The organism is Acinetobacter sp. H1(2024) (genome assembly GCF_046557555.1).
In the GTDB taxonomy this organism is placed as follows: Bacteria; Pseudomonadota; Gammaproteobacteria; order Pseudomonadales; family Moraxellaceae; genus Acinetobacter; species Acinetobacter seifertii.
Map to the genome: position 1 here is coordinate 28,246 of NZ_JBKGFO010000006.1, position 13,702 is coordinate 41,947.

Annotated in this window: 12 protein-coding genes; 6 read left to right on the top strand and 6 right to left on the bottom strand. The window is 40.8% G+C overall.

The features are described 5' to 3' along the window. Positions 1-13: 13 nt before the first annotated feature. Positions 14-1,051, bottom strand: coding sequence for a type IV pilus twitching motility protein PilT (locus ACLCEG_RS15200; RefSeq protein WP_019456823.1), 1,038 nt, complete (start codon positions 1,049-1,051; stop codon positions 14-16). 126 nt (positions 1,052-1,177) lie between these two features. Here ACLCEG_RS15200 and ACLCEG_RS15205 point away from each other — a divergent pair, with 126 nt between their 5' ends. After that, positions 1,178-1,870, top strand: a complete 693-nt coding sequence (locus tag ACLCEG_RS15205; RefSeq protein WP_410568136.1) for a YggS family pyridoxal phosphate-dependent enzyme — start codon at positions 1,178-1,180, stop codon at positions 1,868-1,870. Positions 1,871-1,977: 107 nt separating this feature from the next. Continuing rightward, on the top strand, positions 1,978-2,820 hold the full coding sequence (locus ACLCEG_RS15210; protein WP_410568138.1) for an undecaprenyl-diphosphate phosphatase: 843 nt from the start codon (positions 1,978-1,980) through the stop codon (positions 2,818-2,820). A gap of 126 nt (positions 2,821-2,946) precedes the next feature. On the opposite strand, the gene ACLCEG_RS15215 is transcribed toward ACLCEG_RS15210, so the two are convergent. Then, on the bottom strand, positions 2,947-6,543 hold the full coding sequence (locus tag ACLCEG_RS15215) for an SbcC/MukB-like Walker B domain-containing protein (RefSeq protein WP_410568140.1): 3,597 nt from the start codon (positions 6,541-6,543) through the stop codon (positions 2,947-2,949). Between the two features lie 9 nt (positions 6,544-6,552). Beyond that, complete coding sequence (locus ACLCEG_RS15220) at positions 6,553-7,821, bottom strand: exonuclease SbcCD subunit D C-terminal domain-containing protein (protein WP_410568142.1); 1,269 nt, start codon at positions 7,819-7,821, stop codon at positions 6,553-6,555. 164 nt (positions 7,822-7,985) lie between these two features. Between ACLCEG_RS15220 and ACLCEG_RS15225 the strand changes: the two genes are divergently transcribed. Then, positions 7,986-8,459: an OsmC family protein gene (locus ACLCEG_RS15225; protein WP_410568144.1), complete on the top strand. Its 474-nt coding sequence runs from the start codon at positions 7,986-7,988 to the stop codon at positions 8,457-8,459. 73 nt (positions 8,460-8,532) lie between these two features. Here ACLCEG_RS15225 and ACLCEG_RS15230 read toward each other — a convergent pair whose 3' ends face one another. Further along, on the bottom strand, positions 8,533-8,910 hold the full coding sequence (locus tag ACLCEG_RS15230) for a VOC family protein (RefSeq protein ID WP_410568146.1): 378 nt from the start codon (positions 8,908-8,910) through the stop codon (positions 8,533-8,535). A gap of 374 nt (positions 8,911-9,284) precedes the next feature. On the opposite strand from ACLCEG_RS15230, the gene ACLCEG_RS15235 reads away from it, so the two are divergent. Together ACLCEG_RS15235 and ACLCEG_RS15240 are read left to right on the top strand one after the other, a co-directional pair. Next, positions 9,285-9,737 carry an ABZJ_00895 family protein gene (locus tag ACLCEG_RS15235; RefSeq protein WP_410568148.1) on the top strand — a complete coding sequence of 151 codons (453 nt, stop codon included), beginning with the start codon at positions 9,285-9,287 and terminating at the stop codon, positions 9,735-9,737. An 83-nt stretch (positions 9,738-9,820) separates the two neighbouring features. After that, positions 9,821-10,726 carry a TIGR01777 family oxidoreductase gene (locus ACLCEG_RS15240; protein WP_410568150.1) on the top strand — a complete coding sequence of 302 codons (906 nt, stop codon included), beginning with the start codon at positions 9,821-9,823 and terminating at the stop codon, positions 10,724-10,726. On the opposite strand, the gene ACLCEG_RS15245 is transcribed toward ACLCEG_RS15240, so the two are convergent. Both ACLCEG_RS15245 and hemB read right to left on the bottom strand, forming a co-directional pair. Then, positions 10,718-11,833 carry an NAD(P)/FAD-dependent oxidoreductase gene (locus ACLCEG_RS15245; protein WP_410568152.1) on the bottom strand — a complete coding sequence of 372 codons (1,116 nt, stop codon included), beginning with the start codon at positions 11,831-11,833 and terminating at the stop codon, positions 10,718-10,720. The genes ACLCEG_RS15240 and ACLCEG_RS15245 overlap by 9 nt on opposite strands. A 25-nt stretch (positions 11,834-11,858) precedes the next feature. Next, positions 11,859-12,872, bottom strand: a complete 1,014-nt coding sequence (gene hemB, locus ACLCEG_RS15250; RefSeq protein ID WP_410568154.1) for a porphobilinogen synthase — start codon at positions 12,870-12,872, stop codon at positions 11,859-11,861. Positions 12,873-13,014: 142 nt separating this feature from the next. On the opposite strand from hemB, the gene ACLCEG_RS15255 reads away from it, so the two are divergent. Continuing rightward, positions 13,015-13,512: a thioesterase family protein gene (locus ACLCEG_RS15255; protein WP_004703260.1), complete on the top strand. Its 498-nt coding sequence runs from the start codon at positions 13,015-13,017 to the stop codon at positions 13,510-13,512. The last annotated feature ends 190 nt before the right edge of the window (positions 13,513-13,702 follow it).

Sequence of the window (13,702 nt, forward strand, 5' to 3'; positions counted from 1 at the left end):
TATTTTGTTATTTTTATAGGAATGATTCAGGCTGTTTTGCCGCAGTACGTGCAGTTTGTGGGCTAATTACGCCACGTGACACTAAACCTTTTAAGCTTTGATCAAGCGTTGTCATGCCATAGTTAGCACCAGTTTGAATAGCTGAATACATTTGTGCGACTTTGTTTTCACGGATTAAGTTACGAATGGCAGGAATACCAATCATGATTTCATGTGCTGCCACACGACCGCCGCCGTTCTTTTTAAGCAGGGTTTGCGAAATAACAGCTTGCAAAGATTCAGACAGCATGGCACGTACCATGTCTTTTTCTTCGGCAGGGAATACGTCAATTACACGGTCAATGGTTTTAGCGGCAGATGTGGTATGAAGCGTACCAAATACCAAGTGACCTGTTTCGGCAGCTGTAAGGGCCAAACGAATTGTTTCAAGGTCACGCATCTCACCGACCAAAATAATATCAGGGTCTTCACGCAGTGCTGAGCGAAGTGCTTCATTAAAGCCATGTGTATCACGATGGACTTCACGTTGGTTAATGAGGCATTTTTTTGACTGGTGTACAAATTCGATGGGGTCTTCAACCGTTAAAATATGGTCATAACGGTTTTCGTTAATGTAGTCCATCATCGCTGCAAGCGTGGTTGATTTACCCGAACCTGTTGGACCTGTAACTAGGACAATCCCGCGAGGATAGTCACAAATGTCTTTAAAGATTTGACCTAAGCCTAAATCTTCCATGGTGAGTACTTTAGATGGAATGGTACGAAATACTGCGCCAGCACCACGGTTTTGGTTAAATGCATTCACACGGAAACGTGCAACATTAGGTACTTCAAAAGAAAAGTCTGTTTCGAGTTTTTCTTCATAGTCACGGCGCTGTTTATCGTTCATGATGTCGTACACAAGGCGGTGGACATCTTTATGTTCTAAGGCTGGTAAGTTAATACGGCGAACTTCACCATCGACACGAATCATTGGTGGCATGCCAGCAGATAAATGTAAATCGGAAGCGCCATTTTTCACAGAGAAGGCGAGTAGCTCTGTAATATCCATAATTTCCCCAAGTAAATCAAAATATGTCATTATTTTGTAGAATAATATACGGCTTTCACTGAGGCTTACCAACACCTCGCTTTAGGTGAAAAGCAAAAAAGTTTTTTGAAAATGAGAACCTTGTCAATGAATTACCTGCAAGATGCGCGGCAGCACGTATTACAGCAAATTAAAACTGCTTGTGAACATGCTCAGCGTGCGCCTGAAACTGTGCAACTTTTAGCCGTATCAAAAACACATCCAAGTGAAAGATTGCGTGAAATGTATGCAGCTGGGCAAAAGGCATTTGGCGAAAATTATTTACAAGAAGCTTTGGACAAAATTGAAGCTCTGCATGACTTAGATATTGAATGGCATTTTATTGGTCATGTTCAACGCAACAAAACTAAGCATTTGGCTGAAAAGTTTGATTGGGTACATGGTGTAGACCGTTTGATTATTGCAGAGCGATTATCTAACCAACGTGGTGATGACCAAGCTCCACTTAATATTTGTTTGCAAGTGAATATTGATGGACAAGACAGTAAAGATGGCTGTGCACCAGAAGAAGTTGCTGAATTGGTTGCTCAAATAAGTCAACTGCCGAAAATTAAACTACGTGGCTTAATGGTCATTCCGGCACCAGACAATACCGCTGCTTTCGCAGATGCTAAAAAGCTATTTGATGAGGTGAAAGGGCAACATGCTCATGCGCAAGACTGGGATACATTAAGCATGGGAATGTCAGGCGATTTAGATGCTGCAATTGCAGCAGGTTCAACCATGGTCCGTGTAGGTACAGCTTTGTTTGGTAAGCGTGACCCGATTGAGAAAAAATAACTTTTACGGGTTAGCTAAATATTTTGTGGTGGAACTGTAATCAGTTAATTTAAATTTAATTTTCCTCATTTATAAACCAGATATTTTAATATTTGAGTGTGTAATGTATGGATTTGTTGCATGTTTTCATTCTGGCGGTAATTCAGGGTTTTGCTGAATTATTGCCGGTCTCTAGTTCCGCACACGTTATTTTAGCTGAAAAGCTCATGGGGTATGATCCATCTGCACCTGACATGACATTCTTACTTGTAATGTTGCATACAGGTACAATGTTTGCAGTGATCGTTTACTTTTGGAAATCTTGGCGTAAGACCTATTTTTCTTCTTGGGAAAGTTTTAAAAAACAAGCCTTCTATATTATTTTGGCAACGCTCATTACAGGCGTGCTTGGTTTAGCGCTCCAATCTATGATTAAACATGTGTTCTTCGGTGGCGCGAGTAGTTTCGAAATTGAGCACTTGTTTAGTAACTCTAAACTCATGGCGGCTGCGCTGATTTCGGCAGGTGTCCTGATTATTTTATCTTCGCGTTTAGATCGCGGCCAGCAAGGTGAAATTAGTTTGCGTAGTGCTTCTATTATTGGGGCAGTGCAGGCGTTATGTTTACCTTTCCGTGGCTTTTCACGTTCTGGTGCAACCATTTCTACAGGGCTATTTTTAGGTGTATCTCGCCAAAAGGCTGAAGAGTTCAGTTTTGCGTTGGCTGTGGTATTAACACCAGCAGTAATTTTAAAAGAATTATATCGTTTAGTTCATGCCCAAGGCTTACAAACTGTAGCTCATGGACAAGTGTTCCATTCGATGGTTCCAAGCTTGTTGGGTATGTGCTTTAGCTTTGGTGCTGGTCTTTTGGCGCTAAAATGGTTGTCTTCATGGTTAGAGCATGGCCGCTGGCATTTATTTGGTCTGTACTGTATTGGTTTCGCAATTGTAGTACTCTGCGTGAATTAATTTTTGATGTTTTAAAAATAAAAAATTAGTACAAGACTAAGACCATACAATAAACAAAGGGGCGTAAATGAAACGCCCCTTTGTTATATAAAATTGAATAAAGATTGAGATAAAGAACTTACTTAATTAACCCACGACCTCAATGGTACTTGCACCAGCACCAAGTGGTTTCACTTGTATTTGTACTGGAATACGCTCATGCATTTCTTGAATGTGTGAAATAAGAATGACCTGCCGACCCTGATTTTGCAATTGGTCTAAAGCATTCATGACCATGTGCAAAGATGAGGCATCCAAAGTACCAAAACCTTCATCAATAAACAGTGATTCAATTTTCATTGAACCCGAGGCCATATTGGCGATTGCCAATGATAAGGCCAGTGCAGTTAAGAATGACTCACCACCAGATAAAGAAGCGACAGAGCGAGTTTCTCCATCCATGTCGTGGTCAATAATCGCAAGACTTAAAGATTGATCTAGGCGTTTTAGCGTATAACGTTGCGACAGCATCGCCAGTTGTTGATTCGCATGTTCAACTAAAATATCTAAATGATATTGCTGTGCATAATCGCGGAACTCTTTACCTTTAGCGTCGCCAATCAAGCCTGAAATTTTGCTCCAGCGATGTTCTTCTTGCTGAATATTCTGAATTTGCTCGCCGTATTGTTGCTGTTTGGCAAGGTTTTGTTGGTGCACTTCAAGCTTAAGCTTAAGCCGATCACGTACTTCAAGTTGGGCTTTAAGCTCTGCAATATTGTCTTGAATGAGGCTAACAAGCTTTTCATGTTCAATATCTGACTGAGTTTGTAAGTGCTCGCTTAATTGCTCTTGCATGGTCTTAAGGGCAGAAGAAGCTTCACTTAATAAACGCTCGGCATGATTAAGTCGGTTACGAATGTCTTGCTCTTGGGCTGAATTAATTTGCATGAGCGCTGTAAGATCAGAGGCTTGAAAATCAGCGTGGGCCTTTAACCAGTTTTGAATTTGCTCATCAACCTGCTGCTGATGTTGCGAGGTGTGTTGATGTTGATGTTTAAGTTGATCAAGCGCCTGCTTTTGCTGTTCAAAGTGCTGTCTGGTTTGTTCGAAAAGTTGTTTAGCTTCATGATACGCCGTTTGTTGCTGCTGACGTTTAGCGTCGTGCTCAATTAACCATTCGTGCGGTTTAATATCAGAGCGGCCAGTCATTTGTTGAATGAGTGACACCGCTTTTTCATTATTTTGTTGGCCTTTAAGCGTAATCTCTTTGAGATTTTGATCGATCTCATCAATTTGCTTGGTTAATTGCTCAAGATTGGCAACTAACATTTTAAGTTCTTGTTGCTGCTGTTCAAAACGCTGTGCAAGCTGTTCTTGTTGCTCAAGTTGCTTGGCGCGTGCATCAAGAATAGTCCAAGTCTGCTTAGCTGTTTGGCTACTTGCTTGCTGCCATGCGTGTTGTTCAGTTTCCGATAAACACTCAACAATATGCTGAACTTGTTGTTGCCATTGCTGTGCCGTATTGAGCAAGCTTTCATTATGCTGAATAGCTTGAACAAATTGATTATGTTGTTTTATCGCTTGGGTTAAGCGAAAGTTTTCTGAGTCAAATGAATTTATGGCAGTTTGCGCGGCTTGTCTGAGTTCGTTAAGCGTTTGCAAGATTTGTTCAGGAGCTTGATTAAGCTCAATGTGTAATTGATTGAGGTTAAACGCTTGCTCAAGCTCTTGCTGCAAGCTTGATTGTTTGGCTGTAAGTTGAGTTAAGTACTTTTGAACTTGTTCAAGCTCGGCACTACACTGGGTCAGTGTTTGTTGTTGGGTTTGCCATGTATTAAATTTAGTTTGCTCTAACGCTACTGCCTGTTGCTCTTGTTGTTGCTGCAAGTCGAATAAAGCTTTAGAAACTGCATTGTCATCAACACGATAGGGATGATCTGTGCTTCCACACACTAAGCAAGCTTCGCCGTCTTTAAGATCGGCCCGTAATTTTTCGATATTTTCTGTGTGTAATAAACGCTGCTGTTGTAAAATGTGCTGTAACTTTTCACGTTCAGTTTTTGCTGTTTGGTACTCTTGCTCAGCTAACTGGCAAAGGGTTTTAAGTTGCTGCTCTTGCGCAGAGGTTTGAGTATGTTTTTCAGTGAATTGCTGAAGCTCAGCATAGAGCTCATGATAAATTTTTATTTTGTGCTGAATTAGATCTAACTGCATGATTTGGGCAAGTTTCTGATCTTTATCTTTACGCTGTTGCTCAAGTTTTAAATCAATTTGTTCAACTGTGCCTAGTAAGGCTGTCAGTTGTTCGAGTTCACTTTTAGCTTCCGATAGCTTTTGACGAGCAAGAGTAGGGTTTCCAAGCTGTTGTTCAACTGCTTCATAATTTTGAATAAATTGTCCAAGCTGATGTAGATGTGCTGAAAGTCCTTTGTCTAATACAGCGTATTGCTGAGTCTGAGTAAGCTGCTGTTGTAAATAAATTTTGTTCTGCTCAAGCTGTGCAATCTGCTGTTGCACAATGTTTTGCTGTTGTTGCAGTGGACTGAGTTTCTGCTCAAGTACATTTTTCTTTTCTTTGCACTTTTTATATTCATCGGCAATAAATGCGCGTTCTTGAATGGACTGTCGAACTTGATTTAAAGCTTGTTGATGCTGTTGCTCAAAATCGAGCGTGTGTTTGAGCTGTTTTTCTGCAAGTTGATATTGTTTTTGTTCCGTTTCAAAAACTTGTAGCAGGTCATTAAATTTGGTCTGAGCTTGCTGAATTTGTGGCTCAAGTTGTTGTAACGTTTGTAAGTTTTGAGCTTGCTGAAAAACTTGTGGGCGTATTTCAGAGAAAACTTCGAGTCGTTTTAATTGCTCACGTTCACTAGCCAATTGTTGATGATGATTTTGCTGGGTTTGAAACTGTTGCTGTTTAGCCTGAACTTCTTGCTCAAGTTTTGCTTTGCGTTCAAACCATTGTTGCTGTTTGTCTAAGACATGTTTTTGTTGTTCTAACTGTTGATGGTTTTTTTTGGCTTGCTGATATTGTTCGGTAAATGCAGCAATCTCTTCATCAGACAAAATTTCAATATGGCCTAAGAACTCTTCAAGCTGTTTACGCTGTTTTGCAATATCTGCTGTTTTACGAAAAGCGAGTTCACCGATTTTGGCGAAAATACTGGAGTTGGTCAGGTACTCAAGTAACTCGCCACGTTCGCTGTCTCGTGCTTTTAAAAATGCAGTGACTTCTGACTGAGCAAGCAATACCGCACGAGTAAACTGTTCAAATGAAAGCTGGGTAATTTGTTTAACTTTTTCATCAACCGCTTTTGCTTTGTCGGCAAGTACCACCCCATCGGTCAAGCATTTTAAGTGGCGCTGCACACTTTGCAATTTACCATTTGGGTTTTCACGTGCACGTTTAATTTCCCAACGAGCCAAATAACGTTTTTGATCTTGCGCAATAAAGCAAAGCTCAGCAAAACCATGACCTGTACCACGGCGTAAGACAGTTAAAGGAGAGTTAGTGAGTAACTCTGAACCATCGACATCTTTTAATTTGCCATCACTGTCTTTTAGGCGCGGAACTCGATTAAACAAAGCCAGACACATGGCATCTAAAATGGTCGACTTACCAGCCCCCGTTTTTCCCATAATCGCAATGAGACCTGCATGGGCTAGAGGTGCGCTTTCAAAATCAATAAAGTGTTCATCAGAAAGAGATGCCAGATTTTTTATTCGAATGGATAAAATTTTCATGACATATCCTTAAGGGGTTGCATCATTTTCAAGATTTTTTTCTGCTTCTTGTACCAGACTGAGAAAATCTTTTAAGACTGAATCATCGGCGCTGTAACCTTGTTTTTCCCAGATATTTTGAAAGAGTTTTTCTGGTGTTGGCGGTTCAAGGGCGATTTGTTGAGTAGTATTTGAATCGGTAGCGTCTTTGTTTATATATTGACGTGAAATACGTACTAAACGATAGCGGTCAGGTGGTAGAGCTGCTTCAAACTGCTGGCGTAAGTTCGGCTGCGGCGGTGTTAAACTATAATATTCAATATCGACATATTCACGGTGGTCAATATTTTCAATCAAGCCGTGAGGCAAGGCTTTGAGTTGTTGCAGCACTTCGTTTAGTTCACCACGAATGCGGTGCAATTGTATGCAACGTGGAATTTCGACAGCTTCAAATTGCAAACGGCTGTCTGTGTTTTGAGCTGGGTCAATTTTGACCTCAACCACTTGATGCTTATAGTTAATTTCACTAAAAGACAGCGGAATGGGTGAGCCACTATAGCGAATATGCGGCTGACCTACTTTTTGTGGTTTATGTAAGTGCCCTAAAGCGACATAGTCAACAGCATCTTCAAATAATGTCGTTGAAAGCGCTTCTTCATTACCAATAATAATTGGGCGTTCAGAGTCGGATGTTTCCCCACCTTGCATGTGGGCATGCGACATCAAAATAAGCGCTTGATCTGATGTCTTGCGACGTTTGGCTTCAGCAATGAGTTGCTGATGCAAATAGGCAATCGCATTTTTACTGTTGGTGGTATGTTCATTAAAGCCCGTAATTTCGGCCGAGCGTAAAAAAGGCAGGGCAAGACACCATGCCACAATATCTTGATTTTGATTATAAATAGGTAAAAGTAGCCGATCGAGATCTAGAGTTTTATCTTTATTCCAGCGAACTACACCCACGGTTTTTGCATTGTATTTTTCTAAAAGCGGTTCGACCTGTTCAATTCGGTAGCCTGAGTCATGGTTGCCGGCAATCATGAGCGTTTGCATGTGCGGTGCAATACGATGTGCATCTGCTAAAAATTGGTAGAGTTGCTTTTGTGCTTGAGAACCTGGGTTAATAACATCAAAAATATCGCCAGCAATAAGCAGGGCATGCGGTTGTTTTTCTTGAATTTGAGTGAGTAACCAGCTTAAAAATTGTTGGTGTTCGTAGTGGCGTGAATGATTATAAAAAAACTGCCCCAAATGCCAGTCAGAAGTATGTAGAAAATGTACGGACATAGAAACAGACATCAAGCCAAAATAAACACAGATACGTTAGCATAAATTGGCAGGAGATTTTATCAAGACATTTTAAAGTGCTCGTTATTTAAGCCTACCGTAAAACCTGAATTAAATTGTTCACTTTAAACGCCGCTTTGTTACTATCAGGTCAAATCAAGAACTTTGAGAACAAAATGACTATTCATAAATATGAAGTAAAAATACAGTGGGAAGGCAATACGGGCACAGGTACTTCATCTTATCGTTCATATAAACGAGACTTTAGTATTCAGCATCCGCAAAAGGCTACCATTCAAGGTTCCTCAGACCCAGCCTATTTAGGTGATGTGACCAGATGGAATCCAGAAGATTTATTGGTCGCTTCAGCTTCAGCTTGTCATAAGCTTTGGTATTTGCACCTATGTGCAGTCAATCATATTCACGTTGTGAGTTATATCGACCATGCGCTTGGATTTATGGAAGATGCAGATCCCGTTAAACGCGGTCACTTTACCCACATTATTTTAAGGCCCAAAGTTGTTTTGGAAAAAGGTGCTGACCAAGGGCTTGCTGCAAAACTGCATGAAGAAGCACATCATGAATGTATGATTGCCAATTCGGTAAATTTTCCAATTACATGTGAAGCCACTTTTAGCTTTGCTGAATAATTAATATGAAATAGCCACCGATAAAAAGGCGGTGGCTATAAATTAAAATAAATAGAGCTATTAGATAAAATCTTTAAGCTGCATTTTCATCGGCTTGAAAAATACCAAAAACGTTGTGGTCTAAATCGACAAAGTAACCATGCCAAGCACGGCCCGGAATAGCGAATTTATCCATTGCGACAATACCGCCTTGGGCTAAAATTTTTGCAGCCACTTCATCGAAGTTTTCCACATGAACTGAACAGGTAAATGCGTTGGTGCCATATTCCATTGGAGGCGTTTGAGCGGGACGTTTTAAAAGACCGCCCATAATTGAAGGGGTTTCAATACGGTAATATTCAATTGGTAAGCTTTCATCAAGTTTAAATTGCCAACCAAACACAGCTTCATAAAACTGCGCATCGCGAGCAGGGTTTGAAGACTGGATTTCAAAATAGGCAATGTTGTTCATATTATTTAAAACATATTTTTATGATGTAAAAAGTATACGCATGCCTTTCATGGCTATGAAATAACGATTGTGTATGTTGAGCGTAAAATGAACGTGCTAGAAAATAAAAACCGACGATTCGAGTGATGAGAGAATCGTCGGTCAAAGACTTCATCAAGGGTTTGGCTGCTAACAAAACCTAATCTGAAGGAAGAAAGAGTCGTAATGAAAGGTCACCGAAACAATTTTGCGGATGCCGTGCAAAGGAAGTATTCGGTTGCTGCGACCTTGTTACTCTATATAACGTCAAGAGATTCGGATTGGTTGACAGAAAAATGAAAAAAAATCGAAAAAAATTTATAATTATTTTTTGAACCCATAAATTAGGCAAAAATATGACCAAATTACGTTCTTACTTTCTCTGGTTTTTTGCTATATGCATCATACTTACCTTAATTGTAGGCGTTGTTGCAGCACTATTGCCAGCGAATGTAGGTGGTATTTTAACAGCCGTTCCATATTTAGGTGCAATGATTTTTGTCTTATTCAGATTTTTAAAGAAAGAACGCCGTGCTCCGACTGTACCAGAAAAAAAGAAATTTACTTTAGGGTTTACCCTCATATTCTGGGGCTATAACTTATGCGGTGTTTTATTTGGTTTGTTTTTATTTTCAAGACAAGACCCTGAAATTTTGCAAAACTTTATGCTTTACCTCAAGCAGCCTCAGTTCTTAAGTATTATGGTCATTATGATTTTAATGCTGGCTATTCCGCTTTATTTAATTACCTACTGGTTTTATGGCAAACAGGCACAACGCATGGCTGGCAAAATGTTGAATGTACAATAGATCACTACAAAAACAGCTACGATTAAATATAAATGAGTTTTATATAATGAAATAAAACAATTGTCCTCAGCTTAGGAGGAAATATGAATAAGAATGTATTAATCACGGGTGCTAGTGGTTTTATCGGAACGCACTTAATTAAGTTCCTATTACAAAAAAATTATAATGTGATTGCTGTTACACGGCAGGCTGGAAAGGAATCTGACCATCCTGCCTTGCAGTGGGTACAAAAGTTTGAAGATATTACGACCCGTCAAATTGACTATGTGGTGAATTTGGCTGGTGCAAATATTGGCGAGAAACGCTGGACCGAGTCACGTAAAAAACAACTCATCGAAAGCCGTGTAAATACGACCCGAAAATTGTATGCGTGGCTCAAGCAATCTCAAATTTTCCCCGAAGTAATTGTCTCTGGTTCAGCGATTGGTTATTACGGGATTGATGTTCAAGAAAAGTGGGCAGAGGTGTGCATCGAACAAAGCTCGCCACAGCCTATTTTTATGTCCGAGCTTTGCCAAGAATGGGAACGAGCAGCTTTAGCAGATACTCAGCAAAATACTAAAATTATTCGTTTAGGCGTAGTGTTTGGGCAGGGCGGTGGCATTTTGCCTAAAATGTTATTTCCTATACGCCTCAATTTAGTCGGTCAAATTGGTCATGGTCGTCAGCCTGTGGTGTGGGTACACATTGAAGACGTATTAAACGCCATCGAGTTTATATTTAAACATCCTCAATCTGCTCAAGTTCATAATGTGGTGGCACCAGAAAACGTGACTCAAAAGGTATTTGTTGAGCAAGCTGCTGCGGTACTTAATAAGAAACCAATGTTGTCAGCACCAAGCACGGTTTTTCGCTGTTTGTTAGCAGAACAGTCGCAATTGATTTTAAATGGTCAATACGTTAAACCTGCTGCCTTACAAGCTGAAGGATTTGAGTTTACTTATCCTCAGTTAAAAATGGCTTTAGAGAATATACTCGCGTCAGGCTAAGATTTTATTTTGCAAACGCTTTGGGGAATATGCTTTTGCATCAACTAATGTCGGTTGACCCAGCATAAGCTGACGGAGCAATTGCGCAGAGCCTGCGCCCATACAGAGACCATTTCTAAAATGACCAAAGTTTGCCCAGAGGTTATCCATTTCAGGCATTTTGCCAATATAGGGAACGCCATTTGGTGAGCTTGGTCTAAGGCCTGCCCAGCGCTGTACGATCGGGAAATCGGCCAGTTCAGGCACCATTTCTAAACATGCTTCTAAAATATTGTGCTGAGTCGTTTCGTCGGTAGAAGTGTCAAAGCCACGATGTGCCATGCTAGACCCACAGACAATATGCCCGTCCATACGTGGAATCAAATACATGACTCGATTCATACACATGGTCGGTAGCCAGTGAGCAGGGGTTTTAAATAACAGCATTTGACCTTGAACAGGTTCGACTGGAATGTCGAGTTGTAATTGTGAGTTCCAGTAATGGCTCCAAGCGCCCGAAGTTATTACAAAATGATCTGCTGTGTGTTTGCGACCATCTTCGGTTTGTAGCGCCTGTATCACATCACCTTGTTGAATTAGTTTTTTGACAGCAGCGTGTTCAAAAAACTCAACATTTGGATGTTGTTTTAAATAACTAATGAGAGACTGTAATACGCGAGGGTTACGAATATTAGATAGTTCAGGGAAATAAATGGCTTCTTGAAACTGATCGGAAATATGTGGATTAACTTGTTCTAGGGCATCGCGCTGTAAATATTCACAGCGTTGCATCGGTTCTTGATGCTGCTCGGCGTAGGAAAGCCCAACGTCAAAATCTTCTTCATCAAAAATCAGCATGCCTGTGTCATGTATTTCAAAATCAATTCCTGTAACAGGGTAGAGCTTTTGGTTCCATGCTTGATAAGAGGCTTTACCAAATTGAGCAAGTTGGTTCACTGCATGCACATAACGCCACGGGTACATCGGAGAAAGAATACCTCCGCCAGCCCAAGAGGCTGCTTGTCCCGCTTGTTGTTGATCAAAAATGCTGACTTTACAGCCTTGTTCAACCAACTCCAGCGCAGACATTAATCCACTTATGCCCGCGCCAATAATTGCAATATGCATGCAGTGTTATCCTTTCTCTGCGAACTTAGTTCATTTCCTTGAGTTTTTCAGCAGCGGTTTCTGCAAAGTAAGTCCAGATTCCGTCTGCACCAGCGCGGCGGCAGCACATCAGTGATTCTAAAATCACTGAATCTGATAACCAGCCATTTTGAATTGCGCCAGCTAACATGGCGTATTCACCACTTACTTGATAAATGAAGGTTGGAACACCAAAGGTATCTTTCACTTCACGTACTACATCCAAATATGGCATGCCCGGTTTTACAATCACCATGTCGGCGCCTTCTTGAATATCAAGCGCGATTTCATGTAACGCTTCGGCACGGTTGGCAAAGTCCATCTGGTAGTTATATTTATTACCACCTTTTAGGTTGGATGCAGAGCCAACAGCATCACGGAATGGGCCATAGAAGCTAGATGCATATTTTGCAGAGTAGGCCATGATGTTGGTGTAGATGTGACCATTGGCTTCTAAAGCCTGACGAATCGCGCCAATACGCCCATCCATCATGTCACTTGGTGCAATCACTTCGGCACCAGCTTCTGCGTGACTCAATGCTTGTTTAATCAAGCATTCTACTGTCTCGTCATTGAGCACATAGCCAGTGTCATCAATAATGCCGTCTTGACCATGCGTCGTATATGGGTCGAGGGCACCATCAGTAATTAGTACCATTTCTGGTAATTCTTTTTTAAGCAAACGGCAAGTGGTTTGTACTAAACCATCTTCACGCCATGCAGCTTCTGCGGTCAGGCTTTTATCTTCTTGCGGGGTAACTGGAAAAAGAGCCAGTTTTGATACGCCCAATTCCAGAAGTCTTTCAGTTTTTTTCAGTAACAAATCTGCCGACAAACGCTGAATGTTTGGCATACTTGGAATATCTTGGGTCTGATTTTGTCCCGGTAATACAAATACTGGATAAATCAAGTGATTGGTAGTGAGCTGTGTTTCGCTGACCATCGCACGCAACTGGTCATTTTTACGGATACGGCGCATGCGAGTGGCTGGAAATGCAGGACGATTGAACGTATAAGTCATAACAATCTCGATGTTCGGTATTACACTAGGATAGGTTGGCGGATATTCCATTACTGTCAACCGACTGCTGTATTGTAGCCCCATAATGCTGGATTTGTACAAAATTATGGGTGTTTATCATGCTTTTAAATTTAGGCAATGTATGAGTGATGAAAAGAAAAATTGGACTGGGAACATCCATTTAGGTGCAAAAACTGATCTGACTGTGGTGCTCAACCAATTATGTAAGGCGTTTAATAGCTCTCCTTTTTTTAAGCATAGTGGAATGATTATGCGTGTGGTAGATGGCCACATTGAAGGCTATATCGAGATGCAACCCAACCTGATTGGTAATCTGGCATTTCAGATTTTGCATGGCGGCGTTGCTGCAACTTTGCTCGATAGTATTGGTGGAATTGTGGCAATGGAACACCTCTATCGCCGTTCGACTCCTGAAACTTTAACCGAAACCATTAAGCAAGTATCACGCTTGGCAACTGTCGATATGCGGGTAGATTATTTGGCTCCGGGACGCGGTAAGTATTTTATTGCACGTGCGGAAGTGTTACGTTTAGGTCGTAAGGGCTGCACTATGCGCATGACGATGGTCAATGATGAAGATAAAGCCATCGCAGCAGGGATTGCTTCATATGCTTATTAGGCGATGAATTGAACCATTTTAAAGCGCCATGTGCGCTTTTTTTAGTGCTTAAAAAGCTGGAATTTTCATAAAAACTTTGAGATAAACATTAATTTAATTAGAACGAACGCATGAGTTATATTTTTTTATTCTCATATTGTGAGGTTTTAGCGTTAAAATTGACTGCTTTGACAATGCGATATGTCTTGTT

Excerpts from the sequence above, each read along its gene's own strand:
- ACLCEG_RS15200 (WP_019456823.1), bottom strand. The coding sequence starts at position 1,051 with ATGGATATTACAGAGCTACTCGCCTTCTCTGTGAAAAATGGCGCTTCC.
- ACLCEG_RS15205 (WP_410568136.1), top strand. The coding sequence starts at position 1,178 with ATGAATTACCTGCAAGATGCGCGGCAGCACGTATTACAGCAAATTAAA.
- ACLCEG_RS15210 (WP_410568138.1), top strand. The coding sequence starts at position 1,978 with ATGGATTTGTTGCATGTTTTCATTCTGGCGGTAATTCAGGGTTTTGCT.
- ACLCEG_RS15215 (WP_410568140.1), bottom strand. The coding sequence starts at position 6,543 with ATGAAAATTTTATCCATTCGAATAAAAAATCTGGCATCTCTTTCTGAT.
- ACLCEG_RS15220 (WP_410568142.1), bottom strand. The coding sequence starts at position 7,821 with ATGTCTGTTTCTATGTCCGTACATTTTCTACATACTTCTGACTGGCAT.
- ACLCEG_RS15225 (WP_410568144.1), top strand. The coding sequence starts at position 7,986 with ATGACTATTCATAAATATGAAGTAAAAATACAGTGGGAAGGCAATACG.
- ACLCEG_RS15230 (WP_410568146.1), bottom strand. The coding sequence starts at position 8,910 with ATGAACAACATTGCCTATTTTGAAATCCAGTCTTCAAACCCTGCTCGC.
- ACLCEG_RS15235 (WP_410568148.1), top strand. The coding sequence starts at position 9,285 with ATGACCAAATTACGTTCTTACTTTCTCTGGTTTTTTGCTATATGCATC.
- ACLCEG_RS15240 (WP_410568150.1), top strand. The coding sequence starts at position 9,821 with ATGAATAAGAATGTATTAATCACGGGTGCTAGTGGTTTTATCGGAACG.
- ACLCEG_RS15245 (WP_410568152.1), bottom strand. The coding sequence starts at position 11,833 with ATGCATATTGCAATTATTGGCGCGGGCATAAGTGGATTAATGTCTGCG.
- hemB (WP_410568154.1), bottom strand. The coding sequence starts at position 12,872 with ATGACTTATACGTTCAATCGTCCTGCATTTCCAGCCACTCGCATGCGC.
- ACLCEG_RS15255 (WP_004703260.1), top strand. The coding sequence starts at position 13,015 with ATGAGTGATGAAAAGAAAAATTGGACTGGGAACATCCATTTAGGTGCA.